Genomic DNA, 17,104 nt, shown 5'->3' with positions numbered 1-17,104 from the left:
ACGCCCCGCGTACGGCACCCGGGCGGCACTCGTACGCCACGCGTACGGCCCCCGGCGGCACCCGGGCGCGCGGCGGTGTCAGTGGCAGGCTCTATGCTCTGACTCCATGCTCGAAGACCGCGCGGCGCACCTGAGTCCCCGTCAAGTCGCGCGGCAGCAGCCGCTTCCGGGCACCGATCCGGTCGCGCTGCAGCCGACCCTCCCACTGTCCGCGCCGGCCGGGCCGGCCGGCGCGGACGAGATCGCGGACCCCGCGCGTACCGCCGGGACCGGGGCAGGGCCGGGGACCGCCGACGGCACCCGACCCGACGCCGCGGGACACCCCGGCATCCCCGCGCCCGGCGCCCCGGCCGACGGCTGGCCCGCCGACTACCCCGAGGCGTACGCCGTCGTCGACGTCGAGACCACCGGGCTGCGCGCCGACGACCGCATCGTCTCCGCCGCCGTCTTCCGCCTCGACGCCCGCGGCGTGGTGGAGGACAGCTGGTACACCCTGGTCGACCCGCAGCGCGACCCCGGCCCGGTCTGGATCCACGGCCTCACCCGCGAGATGCTCGCCGACGCCCCGCTCTTCCCGGAGATCGCCGAGGAGTTCGCGGCCCGGCTGGAGGGCCGGGTGCTCGTCGCGCACAACGCGGTCTTCGACTGGATGATGATCGCCCGCGAGTACGCCCGCGCCGGGCTGACCGCGCCGGTGCGCCGGCGGCTGTGCACCATCGCGCTCGCCCGGCAGCTGCGGCTGCCGCTGCCCAACGCCCGGCTGGCGTCGCTGGCCGCCCACTTCGGCGTCGCCCAGCGCCGGGCCCACGACGCCGAGGACGACGCCCGCGTCCTCGCCGAGGTCTTCCGCCCCAGCCTGCGGCAGGCCGCCGAGGCCGGCGCCCGGCTGCCGCTGCTGGCCTGCCAGCCGCTGACGGAGTGGGCGGAGCCGGCGGCGGCCGGAGGCGGCGGCGGCACCCGTTCGCCGGGCGGGCACGGCGCGTACCAGTGGCGCACCTGGCGGCCGAACCGCCGGCTGCCCCCGTCCCCGTACCCCAACCCGGGTCGGTACGTGCGCGGCGGCCGGCTCAAGCAGGGCATGCGCGTGGCGTTCTCCGGCGACACGTCGGTGGACCGCGGCCTCCTGGAGGACCAGGCGGTCGAGGCCGGGCTGCACGTCGCGAGCAGCGTCTCGCGCCACACGAGCCTGCTCGTCACCAACGACCCCGGCGCACCGACGAGCAAGGTGACGCGGGCCGCGGCGCACGGCACTCCGGTGATCGACGAGGCCGCCTTCCTGCACCTCATGCGGGACGTCGAGCCGGCCGACGCCCTGCCGGAGGGGGACGGCGGCCCGGGGTAGCCGCCCCGCCCGGGGTCCCCTCGGGCGGCGGTGTGCCGGGGAGTACGGTCAAGGGGTGTACCGCTTCCTGTTGTCCCGGCAGTGGGTGATCGTCACCCTCGTGGCCGTCCTGCTCATCCCCGTGATGATCCAGCTCGGCTTCTGGCAGCTGCACCGCCACCAGGACCGGGTCGCACGGAACGACCTCGTCGCCCAGAACCTTCAGGCGAAGCCGGTCCCGGTGGACCGGCTCGCGCGGGAGGGGCGCGCGGTGCCGCGCGGGGACACCTGGCGCAGAGTCACCGCCACCGGTTCGTACGAGCCGGAGCGGGAGGTCGTCGTACGGCAGCGGCTCGGCACCGACGACAAGCAGGGCTACTTCGTCGTCACCCCGCTCCGCCTCGCCGGCGGCGCCGCCGTCCTCGTCAACCGCGGCTGGGTGCCCGCCGGCGCCGACCTCACCACCTTCCCCGAGGTGCCGCCCCCGCCGGCCGGCGAGGTCACCGTCACCGGCCGGCTCCGCCCGGACGAGACGACGGACAGCGGCATCCGCGACAAGGCGGGGCTGCCCGACCGCCAGGTGATGCTGATCAACAGCGAGTCCGTCGACGCAGCTGCCGACGGGCTCCCCGGCCCGGTGCTCGGCGGCTTCGTCGAGCTGACCGGCACCGCGCCGGAGCCGGGCGGCAAGCAGCCGGAGCCGGTCGGCGAGCCGGACCACAGCAGCATCGGGGTGCACATCGCGTACGCCATCCAGTGGTGGATCTTCGCGGCGGCGGTGCCGCTCGGCTGGTGGATTCTCGTACGCCGCGAGCGCCGCGACCGCGACGCGGCGGCGGCCAAGGCGGCGGAGGAGACGACGGCGGACGGCCCGGCGGTGGGCGACGCGGAGCAGGCCGCGGACGACGCGGGGAAGCCGGCCGCGGACGACGAGCGTGCCCCATCCCTGGCGCCCGCCGAGCAGATGGCGGCAGACTGACCCCATGGATCTTGGACTCAACGACCGCGCCTACGTCGTGACCGGGGGCTCTCGCGGCCTCGGTCTCGCCGTCGCCGAGCAACTGCTCGCCGAGGGCGCGAGGGTGGTGCTCAGTGGCCGCGACAAGGACCGTGTGACGAGCGCCGCCGCCGCACTCGGCGAGTCCGCCGTCGGCGTCGCCGCCGACAACGCGGACCCGGCCACCCCGGACCGGCTCATCGCCGCGGCCCGGGAGCGCTTCGGCCGTTTCGACGGCGTGCTCATCAGCGTCGGCGGCCCGCCCGCCGGTAACGCCACCGCCAACACCGACGCCGAGTGGGAGGCGGCGTTCGGCTCCGTCTTCCTCGGCGCGACGCGGATGGCCCGGACGGCCGCCGGCGAGCTGGCGGCGGGCGGGGTCATCGGCTTCGTGCTCTCCGGCTCCGTCCACGAGCCGATCCCGGGGCTCACCATCTCCAACGGGCTGCGCCCCGGCCTCGCCGGGTACGCCAAGTCCCTCGCCGACGACCTCGGGCCCCGCGGCGTGCGCGTCGTGGGGCTGCTGCCGGCCCGGATCGACACCGACCGGGCCCGCGAGCTGGACGCGCTGTCCGGCGACGCGGCGGCGGCACGGGCGCGCACGGAGGCGAAGATCCCGCTGGGCCGCTACGGCACGCCGCAGGAGTTCGGCCGCACGGCGGCGTTCCTGTTGTCGCCGGCGGCGTCGTACCTGACCGGGGTCATGCTGCCGATCGACGGCGGCATGCGGCGGAGCATCTGAGCCCGGCAGGCTGCCGGACGGCGCGCACGCGCACGGACGTCGGTCGCGGACACCGGTTGCGCGGGGTGTGACGAGCGGCGCGGGGTCATGCGGCCGATCGCGCGCAGGACCTATGGGCCCGCGCCCCCCGCGGCGTCACGAGACCCGCTCCGGGCGGTGCTTGGCCGAGCGGAAGCGGATCTCCGCGGGCAGCCGGGCCAGGCCCACCGACGTGCGGGCCGGCGCGAGCGCCCGCTCCTCGATGTGGTCCACCGCCGCGGCGGGATGGGCGCCGGGGCCCAGCAGCACGCCGAAGCTGGCGCGCGGCGCCGTACGGCGGCCGGTGAGGGTGACGCGGGCCCGCTCCACGCCCTCCAGCGCCCCCGCCTCCTCCGCGAGCACCTCCTCCAGCGCGGAGCCGCGCAGCAGGGCCAGCGGGGCGGCCGGCAGCGTGAGCGTGGCCGGGCCGCCGGGCTCGGCGCCGTCGGGGTCCGAGCCGGAATCCGGGCCCGGGTCCGGGTCCGTAGCGGTGGCCCAGTCCCCGCCCCGGCCGCGGTCCGCCGCGGACGCGTCCGGTCCGGCCACGGCGCCGCCGCCGGTGTCGACGACGACCTCGCCGAGCCGGGCCCGGCGCAGCTGGGCGGTCAGCCACCAGCCGCTGCAGAGCACGAGCAGCGACAGCCCGCCGACCACCGTCGGCCACCACCAGCCCGCGTCGCGCCGGCGCAGCCGCGTCTCGCGGCTCAGCAGCACGTCGTCGGGGCCGTCGGCGTACGGCGCGAAGCCCGGCCGCGGCAGGTCGAGGCCGGCGGCGAGCACGGCGATCCCGGCCGCGGCGACCGCGAGTCCGATGAGGGCGAGCAGGATCCGGTTGACCACACGCAGCATCGCGCTCACCCTTTCGCCGGCGGCCGGCGTACGTGCACGGACAGCTCGGGCGTGCGGGCGAGGCCGAGTTCGCGGATGCCGTCGCCCAGCACGGCGGCGAGGTCGGCGCGGACGTCGTCCAGCTCGCGGAAGTGGGACTCGGCGCGGGCGCCGACCCGGCGGCGGCCCACCGTGACCCGCACCGAGCGCACGCCGGAGATCTGCATGGCCCGGTCGCGCAGCACGACCGACGCCGCCCGCCGGTCGAGCCCGGCCCGCAGGTCCGGCGACGCGTGCCGCATCGGCAGCACGCCGCGCAGCCCCGGCGTCACGGCCAGCAGCACCAGACAGGCGCCGACCAGCACGGCCAGCCCGGCGGCGGCCAGGACCCAGGGGTCGTCGAGCGGGCGGGCGGCCAACTCGTCGGCGACGCGGCGGCGCCAGCGCATCGCGGGCCGTTCGGCGCGTACGGCGACGATGTCGTAGAGCAGCAGCCCGACGCCCGCGGTGGCCGCGGCGGCGGTGAGGGCGGCGGGCACGCGGCGTACGGACCAGAAGCGGGCCGCGGCGTCGCCGAGCCCGCCGCCCGCGCCGGCCGGCCCGGCCGCATACCCCGACGCCGACGTGTTCTGCCGCCACTCGTCCGGCTCCGCGGACGCCTCGCCCGCGGGCCTGGACTTCGTCTTCCCGGCGCTCATCGCACCCTCCCCCGCGGCGCGTTCGGCCGCTCCGTGGCGTGCAGCCGCTCGACTTCCACGGCCACCTCCGGCACCTCAAGCCCGACCAGGGCCCTTACCCGCTCGGTGACGGCCCGACTCACGGCGCAGCACTGGGCGCCGAGGTCGGACGGGAAACCGAGGTGGACGCCGACGCGGACGCGGGCGGTGTCACCGCGTACGACGACGGCGGCGTGCGCGGCGTCCGTGCCGGGCGCGCCGAGCAGCGCCTCGCGGGCCGCCTGGGAGGCGATCTTCGCGATGACACGGTCCTCGATCCGGGTCGCGCCCCGCTCCCCCGCCGGCACGCCGGGCCCGGCGGCCTCCGCGTGCGCGGCCGACCCGTCCCCGTCCCGTGCCGACCCGTCCCGTGCCGCCTCTTCCTGCTCGGCGTGGTCGTTCGCGAGGGACGCCACCGGTCACCGCCGCCGGTCGTCGCGCTCGTTCGGCCGGCGGAAGAAGTCCCCCGGCTCCAGGTCGCCGTCCAGCACCCGGCCGACGACGAAGCCGATCGCGCCGAGCGCCGCCACCAGCAGGAAGGCGCCGAATCCGCCGAAGTAGCCGGCGAAGCCCAGCGCCATGCCGGCCAGCAGGCCGACCACTGCCATGCTCATCGCACGCACCTTCCCGAAGCTCCCCGGGGCGGCCTGCCCGCCCCGCCGTCACTGCAGCCGCGGCTGCTCGGCGGCCTCTTCCTCGTCGTCGGGCAGCTTCACGTCGGTCACCGCGATGTTGACCTCGACCACTTCGAGGCCCGTCATCCGCTCGACGGCGGAGATGACATTCTCCCGTACGGCGCGGGCGAGTTCGGTGATGGAGACCCCGTAGTCGACGACGATCTCCAGGTCGAGGGCGGTCTGCACCTCGCCGACCTCGGCCCGCACCCCGGCCGGCGACCGGGAGGTGCCGGGCGCGCGGTCGCGTACGGCGCCCGTGGTGCGGGAGAGCCCGCTGCCCATGGCGTGCACGCCGACGACGTCGCGCGCGGCCAGGCCCGCGATCTTCTCGACCACGCCGTCGGCGATGGTCGTACGCCCTCGTGTCGCCGGATCGCCGGTGCCGCGCCGCGTGCCCAGCACCTTCGGCGGGGCCGGTGCCGACTCCCGCGTGGCCTCCCTGACCGTGGACTCGCTGCTCACCGTCTCCACCCTTCCTGGTGCCCGTGCCGCTCGTTTCGCTCCCCCACTATCCGTCCCCTGCCCGGGGTGGGCCAGGGGAATGCGACAGCCGGCCCACCGGAGATCGGCGATCGGGTGGCGCGGGTGGGGGAGGATGGACGCATGACGGCGCGGAGCTGGGAGCAGGCGGTGCGCGAGCAGGTGGGGCTCGGCAGGCTGCTGCCCCTGGGCGACGCGGCGGACGGCGCGTGGCTCGCGGAGCGCGCGGCGGCGGGTGTGCTGCGGCGCGCGGCGGCGGCCGTACGCGGGGCCCGGGTGACGGTGCTGCGGGTGGAGCCGGCGGACCGGAACGCGGAGGGCGTCGGTGGCGAGGCGGGACCGGTGGGCGACGCGGGGGCGGCGGGTGGTCCCGGCGAGGCGCGGCGGAACGGTCCGGGTGCCGGGTCCCGCGCGGAGTCCGTACGCGACGGGGGCGGCGGCGCGGTGTCGGCGGGGGCCGAGGTGCGGTACCTCGGCGAGCGGGGCCGGGGCAGGGCGGACGCGGGCCGCCGGCCGGCGGTGGGGCCGCCGCCCGTGAGTGCGCTGCCGTACGGGGAGTTGCGGATCACGGCGGAGTGCGAGGCCGCGACGGACCGGCCGATGACCGCCACCGCGGAGGCCCTGCGCGAGGCGCTGTGGCGGGGCGCCGAGGAGCGTCTGGGGCTGCGCGTGGCAGCGGTCGACATCCACGTGGCCGGACTGCTGGGAGCCCCGCAGAACGCCGCTCAGCCAGACGACACGTACGACACGCAGACGGCGGCTCCGGGCGGCAGCCCGCGCGCCGAGGCGCTCCGCGTACCCGGGGTGCTCGACCTCGACGTCCGCGAAGACGGCGACCACGCCGAGGTACGCGCCGTCACCGATGCCCGGCACCGCGCGCTCGACGTCGCCACCGCCGTACGCGTCCGTATCCCCGCGGCGACCGTCACCGTCCTCATCACGGACATCCGGTAACCCGCCGGGCACCCGCACAAGCCCACGCACAGCCCCACGGGCCCGCACACGCACACGTCCCCGCCACACGGCCCGCCGCCGGGGACCGCCCGGCCGCTACTCCCCCACCCCCGCGAGGTCCCGCAGCCTGCGGCCCTGCGCCGCACGCTCCGCCGCGCGCTGCTCGTCGTCCGTCCGGCCCGCGGCCTCCCGCAGCAGCGCCTTCGTCTCGATCACCGCGTCGCGCGGCGCCGCCAGCAGCGCCGCCGCCAGGTCCGCGACCGCGGCGCGCAGCTCCGCCGCCGGGACGACGAGGTTCGCCAGGCCCACCCGCTCGGCCTCCTCCGCGTGCACGAATCGTCCGGTGACACACATCTCCAACGCCCGTGCATATCCGACGAGTTGTACCAGCGGACGGGTTCCGGTGAGATCGGGCACCAGCCCGAGCGAGGTCTCCCGCATCGCGAACTGCGCGTCGTCCGCGCACACCCTGAGGTCGCAGGCAAGTGCCAGCTGAAAACCCGCGCCGATGGCATGTCCCTGCACCGCCGCGAGGGAAACGATGTCATTCCGCCGCCACCAGGTGAACGCCTCCTGGTATTCGGCGATGACGGCGTCGAGGTCTCCGTCGGAATAGCGGGCCAGCTCAAGGAATGACGGCTCGTCCGCAAAGCCTTCGGGGGTGAATGCCTGCCGGTCGAGTCCGGCGGAGAAGGATTTACCCTCGGCGCGCAGCACCACCACGCGCACGCTGCCGGGGAGTTCACGCCCCGCGGCGGCGAGCGCCCGCCACATGGCGGGCGACTGCGCGTTGCGCCGGTCGGGGTGGTCGAGGGTCACCGTGGCCAGCGAGCCGTCCTCGCCGTCCAGGGTGAGGCGTACGCCGTCTCTGTTCAGCAGCTCTGTCATATACCGAACAGTAACCACCCGGCCGGTCCGACGGACCGGCCGGGTGCCCGTGCGGGGCCGGGGCGCCGGTCACGGCGGCCGCGGCAGTCCCTCAGGACGACGCCTTCTTGCCTCGCGTCGCTCCGCCGCGACCGCGCAGGGTCACGCCGGATTCACTGAGCATCCGGTGCACGAATCCATAGGAGCGGCCCGTTTCTTCGGCCAGCGCCCGGATACTCGCCCCGGAGTCGTACTTCTTCTTCAGGTCAGCCGCGAGCTTTTCGCGCGCGGCGCCGGTAACCCGGCTGCCCTTCTTCAGAGTCTCGGCCACCCGTGCCTCCTCGTACGGAAGTGCGCTCTGGACTCTCATGATCACCCCTTTATCGCGTCCTGGCCACCCATTCGGCAAGGTCCGCGGCACGAGGTTTTCTCCCCAGTTCCCACCGCGGACCGTCGGAACCGCACGTTCCGAGCCGCCCCGCGGACCGGGGAGGACCGCTGCGCTGAGTGATTAGGCAGGTCAGGGGCGGTGATGTGGTGACGCGTCGGCGGCGTTGCACGTAGCCGTCACCGCACGCCCGGTGACCAGGCGCCACACCGTGGTACGAGCACCTCTCACTCAGATGATGGATCACGCATGAGCCGAATGATCCAGACAGAGGTGATCAAGCAAGCGCTACCAGGTCTGCGTAGTCCTCGTTCCACAGGTCCTCCACGCCGTCCGGCAGCAGGATGATCCGCTCCGGCTCCAGCGCGTCCACCGCCCCCTCGTCGTGGGTGACGAGGACGACGGCGCCGGTGAAGGTGCGCAGCGCGCCGAGGATCTCCTCGCGGCTGGCCGGGTCGAGGTTGTTTGTCGGCTCGTCGAGCAGCAGCACGTTGGCCGAGGAGACGACGAGGGTGGCCAGCGCGAGCCGGGTCTTCTCGCCGCCGGAGAGCACCCGGGCGGGTTTGTCGACGTCGTCGCCGGAGAAGAGGAACGAGCCGAGCACCTTGCGCATCTCGACGGCGTCCATGTCGGGCGCGGCCGAGGCCATGTTCTCCAGCACCGAGCGGTCCGGGTCGAGGGTCTCGTGCTCCTGCGCGTAGTAGCCGAGCTTGAGGCCGTGGCCGGGGGTGACCGCGCCGGTGTCGGGCTTCTCGACGCCGGCCAGCAGCCGCAGCAGCGTGGTCTTCCCGGCGCCGTTGAGGCCGAGGATGACGACGCGGGAGCCCTTGTCGACGGCGAGGTCGACGTCGGTGAAGACCTCCAGCGAGCCGTACGACTTGGACAGCGCCTCGGCGGTCAGCGGGGTCTTCCCGCACGGGGCCGGGTCGGGGAACCGCAGCCGCGCCACCTTGTCGGCCTGCCGCTGCTCGTCGAGGCCGGCGAGCAGCCGCTCGGCGCGCCGGGCCATGTTCTGCGCGGCGGTGGCCTTGGTCGCCTTGGCGCGCATCTTGTCGGCCTGTGCGTTGAGCGCGGCGGCCTTCTTCTCCGCGTTGGCGCGCTCGCGGCGGCGGCGCTTCTCGTCCGCCTCGCGCTGGGCGAGGTAGAGCTTCCAGCCCATGTTGTAGACGTCGATGTGGGCGCGGTTGGCGTCGAGGAGGAAGACCTTGTTGACGACGGTCTCGACGAGGTTGACGTCGTGGGAGATGACGACGAAGCCGCCGTGGTACGTCTTCAGGTAGTCCCGCAGCCAGCCGACGGAGTCGGCGTCGAGATGGTTCGTGGGCTCGTCGAGCAGCAGGATCTCGGAGTCGGAGAAGAGGATCCTGGCCAGCTCCACGCGGCGGCGCTGGCCGCCGGAGAGGGTGTGCAGCGGCTGGCCCATGACCCGGTCGGGCAGTCCGAGGCTGGCGGCGATGGTGGCGGCCTCGGCCTCGGCGGCGTACCCGCCCTTGGTGAGGAACTCGGTCTCCACGCGCTCGTAGCGCCGCATGGCCTTCTCGCGGGTGGCGCCCTTGCCGTTCGCCATCCGGTCCTCGTCCTCGCGCATCTTGCGGATGACGGTGTCGAGGCCGCGGGCGGAGAGGATGCGGTCGCGGGCGAACACGTCGAGGTCGCCGGTGCGCGGGTCCTGCGGCAGATAGCCGACGGTGCTGCCGCGGGTGACGGCGCCGGCGGCGGGCTGGCCCTCGCCGGCCAGGACCTTGGTGAGGGTCGTCTTGCCGGCGCCGTTGCGGCCGACGAGGCCGATGCGGTCGCCCCTGGCGATGCGGAAGGTGGCGGATTCAAGGAGGATGCGGGCGCCGGCGCGCAGCTCCAGGCCGGTGGCGGTGATCACGGAAGTTCTCCAGGGCAGGCAGGGTGGACGGCGGCAGGGACGGTGCGGACGCGCTACCCGTTTAATGCACGTGGAGAGTGGCCATGCGGCCAGTGTATCGGGGGCCGCAACCCGTTTTGCCGGCCGGACCCCGGCTGCCGCACGGGGGCCGCGGCCGGGCTGCCGGTGTCGGTGGCGGGTGCCAGACTGCCCGTAACGCCATGGAGAGGACGTGATCGGCATGCCCGGCAGCGAGAGCACCCCCACTGTCTACCCGACGCTGCTGTACAGCGACGCCAAGGCCGCCGTCCGGCTGCTCACCGAGGGGCTGGGCTTCCGGGAGGTCGCGGTGTACGAGGGCGAGGACGGCAAGGTGGCGCACGCGGAGCTGGCCCAGGGCAACGGGCTGGTGATGCTGGGGTCGAAGGGCACGGGCAGCGAGTTCGACAAGGCGGTGGGCGCCGGCGGCCCGACCGGCGTGTACGTGGTCGTGGCGGACGTGGACGCGCACCACCGGCAGGCCGTGGCGCACGGCGTGGAGATCGTCATGCCGCCGACCGACCAGGACTACGGCGCGCGGGACTACATGGCGCGCGACCACGAGGGCAACATCTGGAGCTTCGGCACGTACGCGCCCGCCCTCGGCTGACTGCGAGGATTCACAGCGGCCGCCCGCCCCGCTCACGCCCCGCCGGTGTGCACCCGGAAGGCGGCCCGGCGGACGGCCTTGGCCACCGCCGGGTCGGGATGCGCGGCGGCCAGCGCCACCAGCACTTGCACCGTGCGCGGATGCCCCGCGCCCCCCACCTCCGCCAGCAGCGCCGGCACGCTGCCCTGCACCGCGGACTCCAGATGCCGGACGAGCAGGCTCCCCTCGCCGTGGTCGGCGACCGCGGCGGCGGTGTCGACCCACAGCCAGGTCGCCTCCTCCCGGCTCAGCGCACTCAGCACCTCGTCCGCGTCGCCACCCTCCTGCTCCGCCAGCCACAGCAGCGCGTACGGCCGCAGCATCGGCTCGTCGCACGCCTCCCGCACCGCGCTCTCCGCCGCCGCGCCCACCGTCCGCAGCGCCTCGAACGCCAGCCCGCGCAGGAGCGCGTCGTCGCCACGCGCCACCTCCAGCAGCTCCGCGACCGCGCTCCCGGAGGGCCGCGCCGCCAGCCACGCGCGGTACTCGGCGCGGGCCGGGCCCGGGGTCAGCCCCGCGCAGCTGCGCAGCATCGCCTCCGCGGGCTTCTCGATGTGCCCCTCCGGGCCCTGGGCGGCGATGCAGATCTGCTCGATCTTCATCCACACGGCCCAGTGGCCCAGCGGCGTCAGCGACACCTCGCCGCCCTCGCGCGTCAGCGCCCCCACGGAGGCGAACGCCTCCAGCGCCCAGTCCAGCAGCCCGGGCAGCAGCCCCGCCAGCTCCGCCTCCGGCACCTGGGCCGCGGGCGGCGTGGCGGCCCGTCCCGGCACGGGGGTGCCCTCGCTGCCGTACGCCACCTCGCAGCGCTCGGTGCGCAGCTCCTCGACGCGCTGGCCGAGGAGGTCGAGCAGGGCGGGTACGCGCACGGGGCCGCCGGTGAGGTGGAGCAGGGCGAGCATCTGCGGCATGGCCTCGATCGCGTCGCCGAGTGCGACGGAGTCGTGGGCCAGCGGCTCGGGCGCGGGGTGGGCCAGCGACCAGGCGTCGAAGAGCGCGACCCAGCCGCGGAGCACGGCGCGCTCGTCGCGTTCCCAGGCGCGCAGCCGCCAGGCCGGGCGGGCGTACGCCCCCTGCACCTCGACCAGGCCGGCGAGCCGGGCCCGGTCCCACTCGGCCGGCGGCGCGTCGGTCCAGGGCCGCGGGCGGCCCTCCGCCGCCCGGGCGACGCGGACCGCCTCGGCGAGCAGCGTGCGGGCGTGGCCGGCGAGCACCCGGGGCGGCGCGATGCCCTCCGGGGGTCGCGGCGCGGGGCGTAGGGCCCGGTCGACGACGGCCCGGCGGGCGGCGGCTGCCATCTCGCGACGGGGCTGCCTGGGGACGAGGCGGAGCGGCGGGTGGTGCGAACGGTGCGCCATCACGCACCAAGTCTCGCCGGTGGGGCTGCGAAAGCCCAATCCGGGGTTGGCGACGGGTGGGCGGAGCCGGTGCCGGCGGGCTGGCGGACCGGGCGTGGGTGCTGCCGGAACGGCGGGGTCGGCGGGCGATAGGCCCTAGAGCAGCGGGGTCAGGAAGCGGCGCACGGCTTCCTCGTACGCGTGCGGGGTGGCGTTCCACAGCGCCGCGTGCCGGCCGTCGGGTACCTCGCGGAGCAGCAGCCGGTCGCCGCCGCGGGCCGCGAACGCCCGCGCCGCGGCGAGCGGGGCGACGTCGTCCGCCCGGCCCTGCAGCACCAGCGTCGGCGCCGCGGGTACGCCGAGCGCGGTGCCCAGCTCCCCGTGCTCCCCGGCCGCCAGCACCGCGAGACCGCGCAGCCGCTCCGGCAGGGCGAGCCGCCCGGGGGCGCCGGAGCGGCCGGCCAGGGCCCGTACCGCGGCGCGCCAGTCGAGGACCGGCGAGTCCAGCACCAGCCCCGCGACGCCGTCGGCCGCCGCGGACTCCGCCGCCGTGCGCAGCGCCATGGTGGCGCCGACGGACCAGCCGTACAGCACCACGCGCCGCGCGCCGTGGCGCAGCGCCCAGCCGAGGGCCGCGTCGAGGTCGGGCCACTCCGCGTGGCCGAGCCCGCCGCGGCCGTCCGGGGGCGGCGGGGCGCCGGGATCGCCGCGGTAGGCGGGGGCGAGGACGGGCAGGTCCAGCTCGCGCAGCAACGGCAGGGCGGTCAGGGCCTGTTCGCGGGTGTCGCCGAGGCCGTGGACGGCGATGACCCAGGTGCCGCGGGCGCCCGGCACGTACCACGCGGGCAGCGGCCCCAGCGGGCCGTCGACGGTCACGTCCTCGTAGGCGAGGCCGAGCGCCGAGTGCGGCGTGCCCGCGTACACCTTCGGCGTCAGCCGCACCCGGGTCCCGGGGGCGAGGCTGCCGTACGTGACGCGCTCCAGGCTGCGGACGAGCCGGCCGCCCGGCCGACGCCCCCACGGCGCCGCACCCAACAGCGGGCCGACGACGGCGTGCACGCCGTCGCCCGTCAGGCCGTACGTCTCGGGGAGCAGGGCGGGCGCCGAACCGGGCCCGAGGACGACCTGTCCGTCGGCCGCGGCGATCACGCGCAGCCGGGCGCCGTCGAGCCCGACGGGGCCGGCGGGCGCGGGCCGCAGGGCGGCCCGGGAGCCGTACCGCCCGGCGGCCACGGCGGCGGCCCCGGCGCCGAGTCCGGCGGCGACGAGGCTGGTCACGGCGGCGGCGACCGGTTTGATGCGCATCCCGGCCATTGTCCGCGTACGGCCTGGCCCCTGCCAGTGCGCGCGCCCACCCGGGTCCGGGCCGGCGGCCTCACCGCTGGCCGTAGCCCTGCAGCTTCTCCGCCACCTCCCCCAGCTGCCCCGCCGACAGCAGCGACGGACTCAGCCCCGGCACCGAACTCGCCGCCAGCCACACCCGGCACATCCACTCCAGCTGCGCGGTCCGGTCGTACGCCTGCGCCAGGTCGTCGCCGTAGGCGACCGTGCCGTGGTTCTGCAGCAGGCACGCCGACCGGCCGGCGAGCGCCCGCAGCATGCCCGCGGCCAGCTCGTCCGTCCCGTACAGCGCGTACGGGGCGACGCGCACCGGCCCGCCGAGGGCCGCGGTCGCGTAGTGGACGACCGGCAGCTCCGGCACGAGCGTGGAGACGGCCGTGGCGTGCACGGCGTGCGTGTGCACCACGGCGCGTGCCTCGGTACTCGTGTACACCGCGAGGTGCATGGGCAGTTCGCTCGTCGGCCTGAGCGTGCCGTCCGTCTGCCGTCCCCGGAGGTCGACGGCGACGAGGTCGTCGTCCCCCAACTCGTCGTACGGGACGCCGGTGGGCGTGATGAGCACACGATCGCCCACCCGAACGGAGACGTTACCCGAGGTTCCGACGACCAGCCCATCGGAGTACGTCCGCCGGGCCGTCCCAATCAGCTCACGCCACGCGTGACGCACCAGTATCCTCCCTATGACCAGCGCATGAAGCGGCCGGCAGGCGACATTGCGACACCCATTCGCCCCCGTCACCGTCACGTCCGGCTCAGTTCACCTTGCGTTCACTCGAAGTACCTACGTTCCTCACGGCCCCCGACCTTCGAGCCGATTGCTGGGTACATGGAACACCTCACTCTCATCATCGGAGTCGTCATAGTCACGGCCCTGGTGTTCGACTTCACGAACGGGTTCCACGACACCGCTAACGCCATGGCCACCACCATCTCCACCGGGGCGCTGAAGCCCAAGACCGCGGTGGCGATGAGCGCGGTCCTCAACCTCGTCGGCGCCTTCCTCTCCGTGGAAGTCGCCAAGACCATCTCCGGCGGCATCATCGACGAAGGGTCCGGCATCCAGCCCGAAGTGATCTTCGCGGGGCTGGTGGGTGCGATCGTCTGGAACCTGCTGACCTGGCTCGCCGGGCTGCCCTCCAGCTCCTCGCACGCCCTCTTCGGCGGCCTCATCGGCGCGACGCTCGTCTCCGTCGGCTGGGGCGGCGTGCACATGGACGCCATCGCCATGAAGGTCCTCATCCCCGCCGTCGCCGCACCGCTGGTCGCGGGCATCGCGGCCGCGGTCGCGACCCGGCTGACGTACCGGCTGGCCCGCCGCCGCTCCGCGGCCGGCACCGCCAAGGGCTACCGCGCCGGCCAGATCACCTCGGGCGCGCTGGTCTCCCTCGCCCACGGCACCAACGACGCGCAGAAGACGATGGGCGTCATCACCCTGGCGCTGATCGCCGGTGGCTCCCTCGCCCCCGACTCCGACCCGCCCACCTGGGTCATCGTCTCCGCCGCCCTCGCCATAGCGCTCGGCACGTACCTCGGCGGCTGGCGCATCATCCGCACCATGGGCAAGGGCCTCACCGACATCCAGCCGCCGCAGGGCTTCTCCGCCCAGACCAGCTCGGCCACGGTGATCCTCGCCTCCTCCCACCTGGGCTTCGCCCTGTCCACCACCCAGGTCTGCTCCGGCTCGATCATGGGCTCGGGCGTGGGCAGGAAGGGCGGCGTGGTGCGCTGGAGCACGGCCGGGCGGATGGTCGCCGCGTGGGGGCTCACGCTGCCCGCCGCGGGGCTCATCGCCGGGGCGGCGGCGTTCCTCGCCGACCGGGGCGACTGGGGTGTGGTGACGGTCGCGGTCCTCGGCGCCGCCGCCTGCGCGACGATCTGGGCGGCCTCGCGCCGTGACCGGGTCGACCACTCCAACGTCAACGACGTGGACCCGGAGGCGGGCCAGGCGGCCACGGTCCCCAGCGGCACCGCCGAGGCCGGCCCCGACGGTGCCGTGGAGCCGGTGAGCATTCCGTCGCCGAGGACCACATCCGGACCCGCGTCCCGGGCCCCGGCCTGACCGGCCGCCCCTCCCTCGTACCCTCCCCCCGCCCCTTCCACTGAGACCTGAGGAAGCAGTATGGACATCGACTGGGCAGCACTCGGCGAGGTCTTCGGCGTCAGCCTCGTGGTGACCGTGGCGCTCGTGGGCCTCTTCACGGCCGGCATCGTCGGCCTGTCCCCGAAGACGGAGCCCGGGGGGCCCGGCGGCTCCCCGGGCCCGGAGACCGCCCCCACCGCGCTGGCCAGGGCGGGTGCGTACGTATGCTTCACGCTGTGTGCAGCGGCAGTGGCGTACGGGATCTATCTGATCGTCAAGTGACGGCGCGTGCCGGCGGCCTGCTGGTCGCCGGCACGACGTCGGACGCGGGCAAGAGCGTCGTCACCGCCGGCATCTGTCGCTGGCTGGCCCGGCGCGGCGTCTCCGTCGCGCCGTTCAAGGCACAGAACATGTCGCTCAACTCGTACGTCACCCGCGAGGGCGCCGAGATCGGGCGCGCGCAGGCCATGCAGGCGGCGGCGGCCCGGACCGAGCCCAGCGCGCTGATGAACCCGGTGCTGCTGAAGCCGGGCGGCGAGGCGCACAGCCAGGTCGTGGTGCTGGGCCGGCCGATGGCGGAGCTGAGCGCGGCGGGCTACCACGGCGAGCGGCAGCGGGCGCTCTTCGACACGGTCACGGACTGCCTGGAGGAGCTGCGGCGTTCGTACGACGCGGTGATCTGCGAGGGCGCGGGCAGCCCGGCGGAGATAAACCTGCGGCACAGCGACATCGTCAACATGGGCCTGGCACGGGCCGCACGGCTGCCCGTGGTGGTGGTCGGGGACATCGACAGGGGTGGCGTCTTCGCGTCGTTCTTCGGCACCACCGCGCTGCTGAGCGAGACGGACCAGCGGCTGGTCGCGGGCTATCTGGTGAACAAGTTCCGGGGTGACGTCGGGCTGCTGGAGCCGGGGCTGTCCATGCTCCGCGGGCTGACGGGGCGGCAGACGCTGGGGGTGCTGCCGTACCGGCACGGGCTCGGCATCGACGAGGAGGACGGGCTGCGGCTGTCGCTGCGCGGACGGATCCGGGAGCTGCCGGCGGAGCGGCCGTACGGGGCCGAGGTGCTGCGGGTCGCGGTGGTGCCGGTGCCGCTGATGTCGAACTTCACGGACGTCGACGCGCTGGCCGCGGAGCCGGGCGTCGCCGTGCAGTTCACCGACCGGCCGGAGGAGTTGGCGGACGCGGACCTGGTGGTGCTCCCGGGGACGCGGGGCACGGTGCGGGCGCTCGGCTGGCTGCGGGAGCGCGGCATCGACTCGGCGGTGGCCCGGCGGGCGGCGCAGGGGCGGCCGGTGCTGGGGGTCTGCGGCGGGTTCCAGCTGCTCGCGGAGCGGATCAGCGACCCGGAGGGCGTGGAGGCGCGACCGGCCGGGGAGGTCGACGGGCTGGGGCTGCTGCCGGTACGGGTGGCGTTCGCCGCCGGCAAGACGCTGGGCCGGCCGACGGGGACGGCGCTGGGCGAGGCGGTGGCGGGGTACGAGATCCACCACGGGGTCGCGGAGGTGCTGGGCGGGGAGCCGTTCCTCGACGGGTGCCGGGTGGGGCAGGTGTGGGGGACGCACTGGCACGGGGCGCTGGAGAGCGACGGCTTCCGGCGGGCGTTCCTGCGCCGGGTGGCGGCGGACGCGGGGCGGGCGTTCGTGCCGGCGCCGGACACGTCGTTCGCGGGGCTGCGGGAGGCGCAGCTGGAGCGGCTGGGGGATCTGATCGAGGAGCACGCGGACACCAAGGCGCTGCTGCGGCTGATCGAGTCGGGCGCCCCGGGCGACCTGCCGTTCCTGCCGCCGGGGGCGCCGACGCGCTGAGCGCCTC

General features: G+C 75.5%; 19 protein-coding genes. 8 read left to right on the top strand and 11 right to left on the bottom strand.

Annotated features, from left to right (window positions below):
- Window positions 1-106 precede the first annotated feature (106 nt).
- From T328_RS28000 to T328_RS27990, 3 genes are read left to right on the top strand one after another with little or no spacing between them, the layout of a single operon-like run.
- A complete protein-coding gene (locus tag T328_RS28000; RefSeq protein WP_496498972.1) occupies window positions 107-1,342 on the top strand; it encodes a DEDDh family exonuclease in 1,236 nt (411 codons plus the stop codon).
- A gap of 55 nt (window positions 1,343-1,397) precedes the next feature.
- Complete coding sequence (locus T328_RS27995; protein WP_496498971.1) at window positions 1,398-2,300, top strand: SURF1 family cytochrome oxidase biogenesis protein; 903 nt, start codon at window positions 1,398-1,400, stop codon at window positions 2,298-2,300.
- A gap of 4 nt (window positions 2,301-2,304) precedes the next feature.
- Window positions 2,305-3,060, top strand: a complete 756-nt coding sequence (locus T328_RS27990; protein WP_496498970.1) for an SDR family oxidoreductase — start codon at window positions 2,305-2,307, stop codon at window positions 3,058-3,060.
- Between the two features lie 135 nt (window positions 3,061-3,195).
- On the opposite strand, the gene T328_RS27985 is transcribed toward T328_RS27990, so the two are convergent.
- Genes T328_RS27985 through T328_RS27965 form a run of 5 tightly spaced genes read right to left on the bottom strand, consistent with a single transcriptional unit; the run spans window position 3,196 to window position 5,770 of the window.
- Window positions 3,196-3,927, bottom strand: a complete 732-nt coding sequence (locus T328_RS27985) for a hypothetical protein (protein ID WP_496498969.1) — start codon at window positions 3,925-3,927, stop codon at window positions 3,196-3,198.
- A 5-nt stretch (window positions 3,928-3,932) separates the two neighbouring features.
- Window positions 3,933-4,604 (bottom strand): DUF6286 domain-containing protein, encoded by a 672-nt coding sequence (locus tag T328_RS27980; RefSeq protein WP_496498968.1) that lies wholly within the window; start codon window positions 4,602-4,604, stop codon window positions 3,933-3,935.
- Window positions 4,601-5,038 (bottom strand): Asp23/Gls24 family envelope stress response protein, encoded by a 438-nt coding sequence (locus tag T328_RS27975; protein WP_496498967.1) that lies wholly within the window; start codon window positions 5,036-5,038, stop codon window positions 4,601-4,603. The genes T328_RS27980 and T328_RS27975 overlap by 4 nt, the downstream gene beginning before the upstream one ends.
- A 3-nt stretch (window positions 5,039-5,041) precedes the next feature.
- Window positions 5,042-5,236, bottom strand: a complete 195-nt coding sequence (locus T328_RS27970) for a hypothetical protein (protein WP_496498966.1) — start codon at window positions 5,234-5,236, stop codon at window positions 5,042-5,044.
- A 48-nt stretch (window positions 5,237-5,284) separates the two neighbouring features.
- Window positions 5,285-5,770 (bottom strand): Asp23/Gls24 family envelope stress response protein, encoded by a 486-nt coding sequence (locus tag T328_RS27965; RefSeq protein WP_496498965.1) that lies wholly within the window; start codon window positions 5,768-5,770, stop codon window positions 5,285-5,287.
- Window positions 5,771-5,902: 132 nt separating this feature from the next.
- Between T328_RS27965 and T328_RS27960 the strand changes: the two genes are divergently transcribed.
- The gene (locus T328_RS27960; RefSeq protein ID WP_496498964.1) at window positions 5,903-6,733 is read left to right on the top strand and encodes a hypothetical protein; all 831 of its coding nucleotides are present in this window, start codon (window positions 5,903-5,905) and stop codon (window positions 6,731-6,733) included.
- A gap of 96 nt (window positions 6,734-6,829) precedes the next feature.
- Here the strand turns inward: T328_RS27960 and T328_RS27955 are convergent, their stop codons facing one another.
- The 3 genes from T328_RS27955 to T328_RS27945 form a co-directional block, all read right to left on the bottom strand.
- Complete coding sequence (locus T328_RS27955) at window positions 6,830-7,621, bottom strand: enoyl-CoA hydratase/isomerase family protein (RefSeq protein ID WP_496498963.1); 792 nt, start codon at window positions 7,619-7,621, stop codon at window positions 6,830-6,832.
- Window positions 7,622-7,712: 91 nt separating this feature from the next.
- Complete coding sequence (locus T328_RS27950) at window positions 7,713-7,931, bottom strand: helix-turn-helix domain-containing protein (RefSeq protein WP_026276177.1); 219 nt, start codon at window positions 7,929-7,931, stop codon at window positions 7,713-7,715.
- 334 nt (window positions 7,932-8,265) lie between these two features.
- On the bottom strand, window positions 8,266-9,864 hold the full coding sequence (locus T328_RS27945; protein WP_496498962.1) for an ABC-F family ATP-binding cassette domain-containing protein: 1,599 nt from the start codon (window positions 9,862-9,864) through the stop codon (window positions 8,266-8,268).
- Window positions 9,865-10,084: 220 nt separating this feature from the next.
- On the opposite strand from T328_RS27945, the gene T328_RS27940 reads away from it, so the two are divergent.
- Window positions 10,085-10,492 (top strand): VOC family protein, encoded by a 408-nt coding sequence (locus T328_RS27940; protein WP_496499018.1) that lies wholly within the window; start codon window positions 10,085-10,087, stop codon window positions 10,490-10,492.
- Between the two features lie 32 nt (window positions 10,493-10,524).
- Here the strand turns inward: T328_RS27940 and T328_RS27935 are convergent, their stop codons facing one another.
- From T328_RS27935 to T328_RS27925, 3 genes are all read right to left on the bottom strand, one after another.
- A complete protein-coding gene (locus T328_RS27935; RefSeq protein ID WP_496498961.1) occupies window positions 10,525-11,829 on the bottom strand; it encodes a hypothetical protein in 1,305 nt (434 codons plus the stop codon).
- 195 nt (window positions 11,830-12,024) lie between these two features.
- Complete coding sequence (locus tag T328_RS27930; protein WP_496498960.1) at window positions 12,025-13,173, bottom strand: alpha/beta fold hydrolase; 1,149 nt, start codon at window positions 13,171-13,173, stop codon at window positions 12,025-12,027.
- Between the two features lie 70 nt (window positions 13,174-13,243).
- On the bottom strand, window positions 13,244-13,876 hold the full coding sequence (locus tag T328_RS27925) for a class II aldolase/adducin family protein (protein ID WP_496498959.1): 633 nt from the start codon (window positions 13,874-13,876) through the stop codon (window positions 13,244-13,246).
- A gap of 159 nt (window positions 13,877-14,035) precedes the next feature.
- Here T328_RS27925 and T328_RS27920 point away from each other — a divergent pair, with 159 nt between their 5' ends.
- From T328_RS27920 to T328_RS27910, 3 genes are read left to right on the top strand one after another with little or no spacing between them, the layout of a single operon-like run.
- On the top strand, window positions 14,036-15,268 hold the full coding sequence (locus T328_RS27920) for an inorganic phosphate transporter (protein ID WP_496498958.1): 1,233 nt from the start codon (window positions 14,036-14,038) through the stop codon (window positions 15,266-15,268).
- 60 nt (window positions 15,269-15,328) lie between these two features.
- Window positions 15,329-15,571: a hypothetical protein gene (locus tag T328_RS27915; protein WP_496498957.1), complete on the top strand. Its 243-nt coding sequence runs from the start codon at window positions 15,329-15,331 to the stop codon at window positions 15,569-15,571.
- Window positions 15,568-17,097 carry a cobyric acid synthase gene (locus tag T328_RS27910; RefSeq protein ID WP_496498956.1) on the top strand — a complete coding sequence of 510 codons (1,530 nt, stop codon included), beginning with the start codon at window positions 15,568-15,570 and terminating at the stop codon, window positions 17,095-17,097. The genes T328_RS27915 and T328_RS27910 overlap by 4 nt, the downstream gene beginning before the upstream one ends.
- Window positions 17,098-17,104: the final 7 nt, after the last annotated feature.

It is taken from the genome of Streptomyces sp. CNX435, from assembly GCF_059570575.1.
This window is presented reverse-complemented; position numbering and strand designations above follow the sequence as displayed.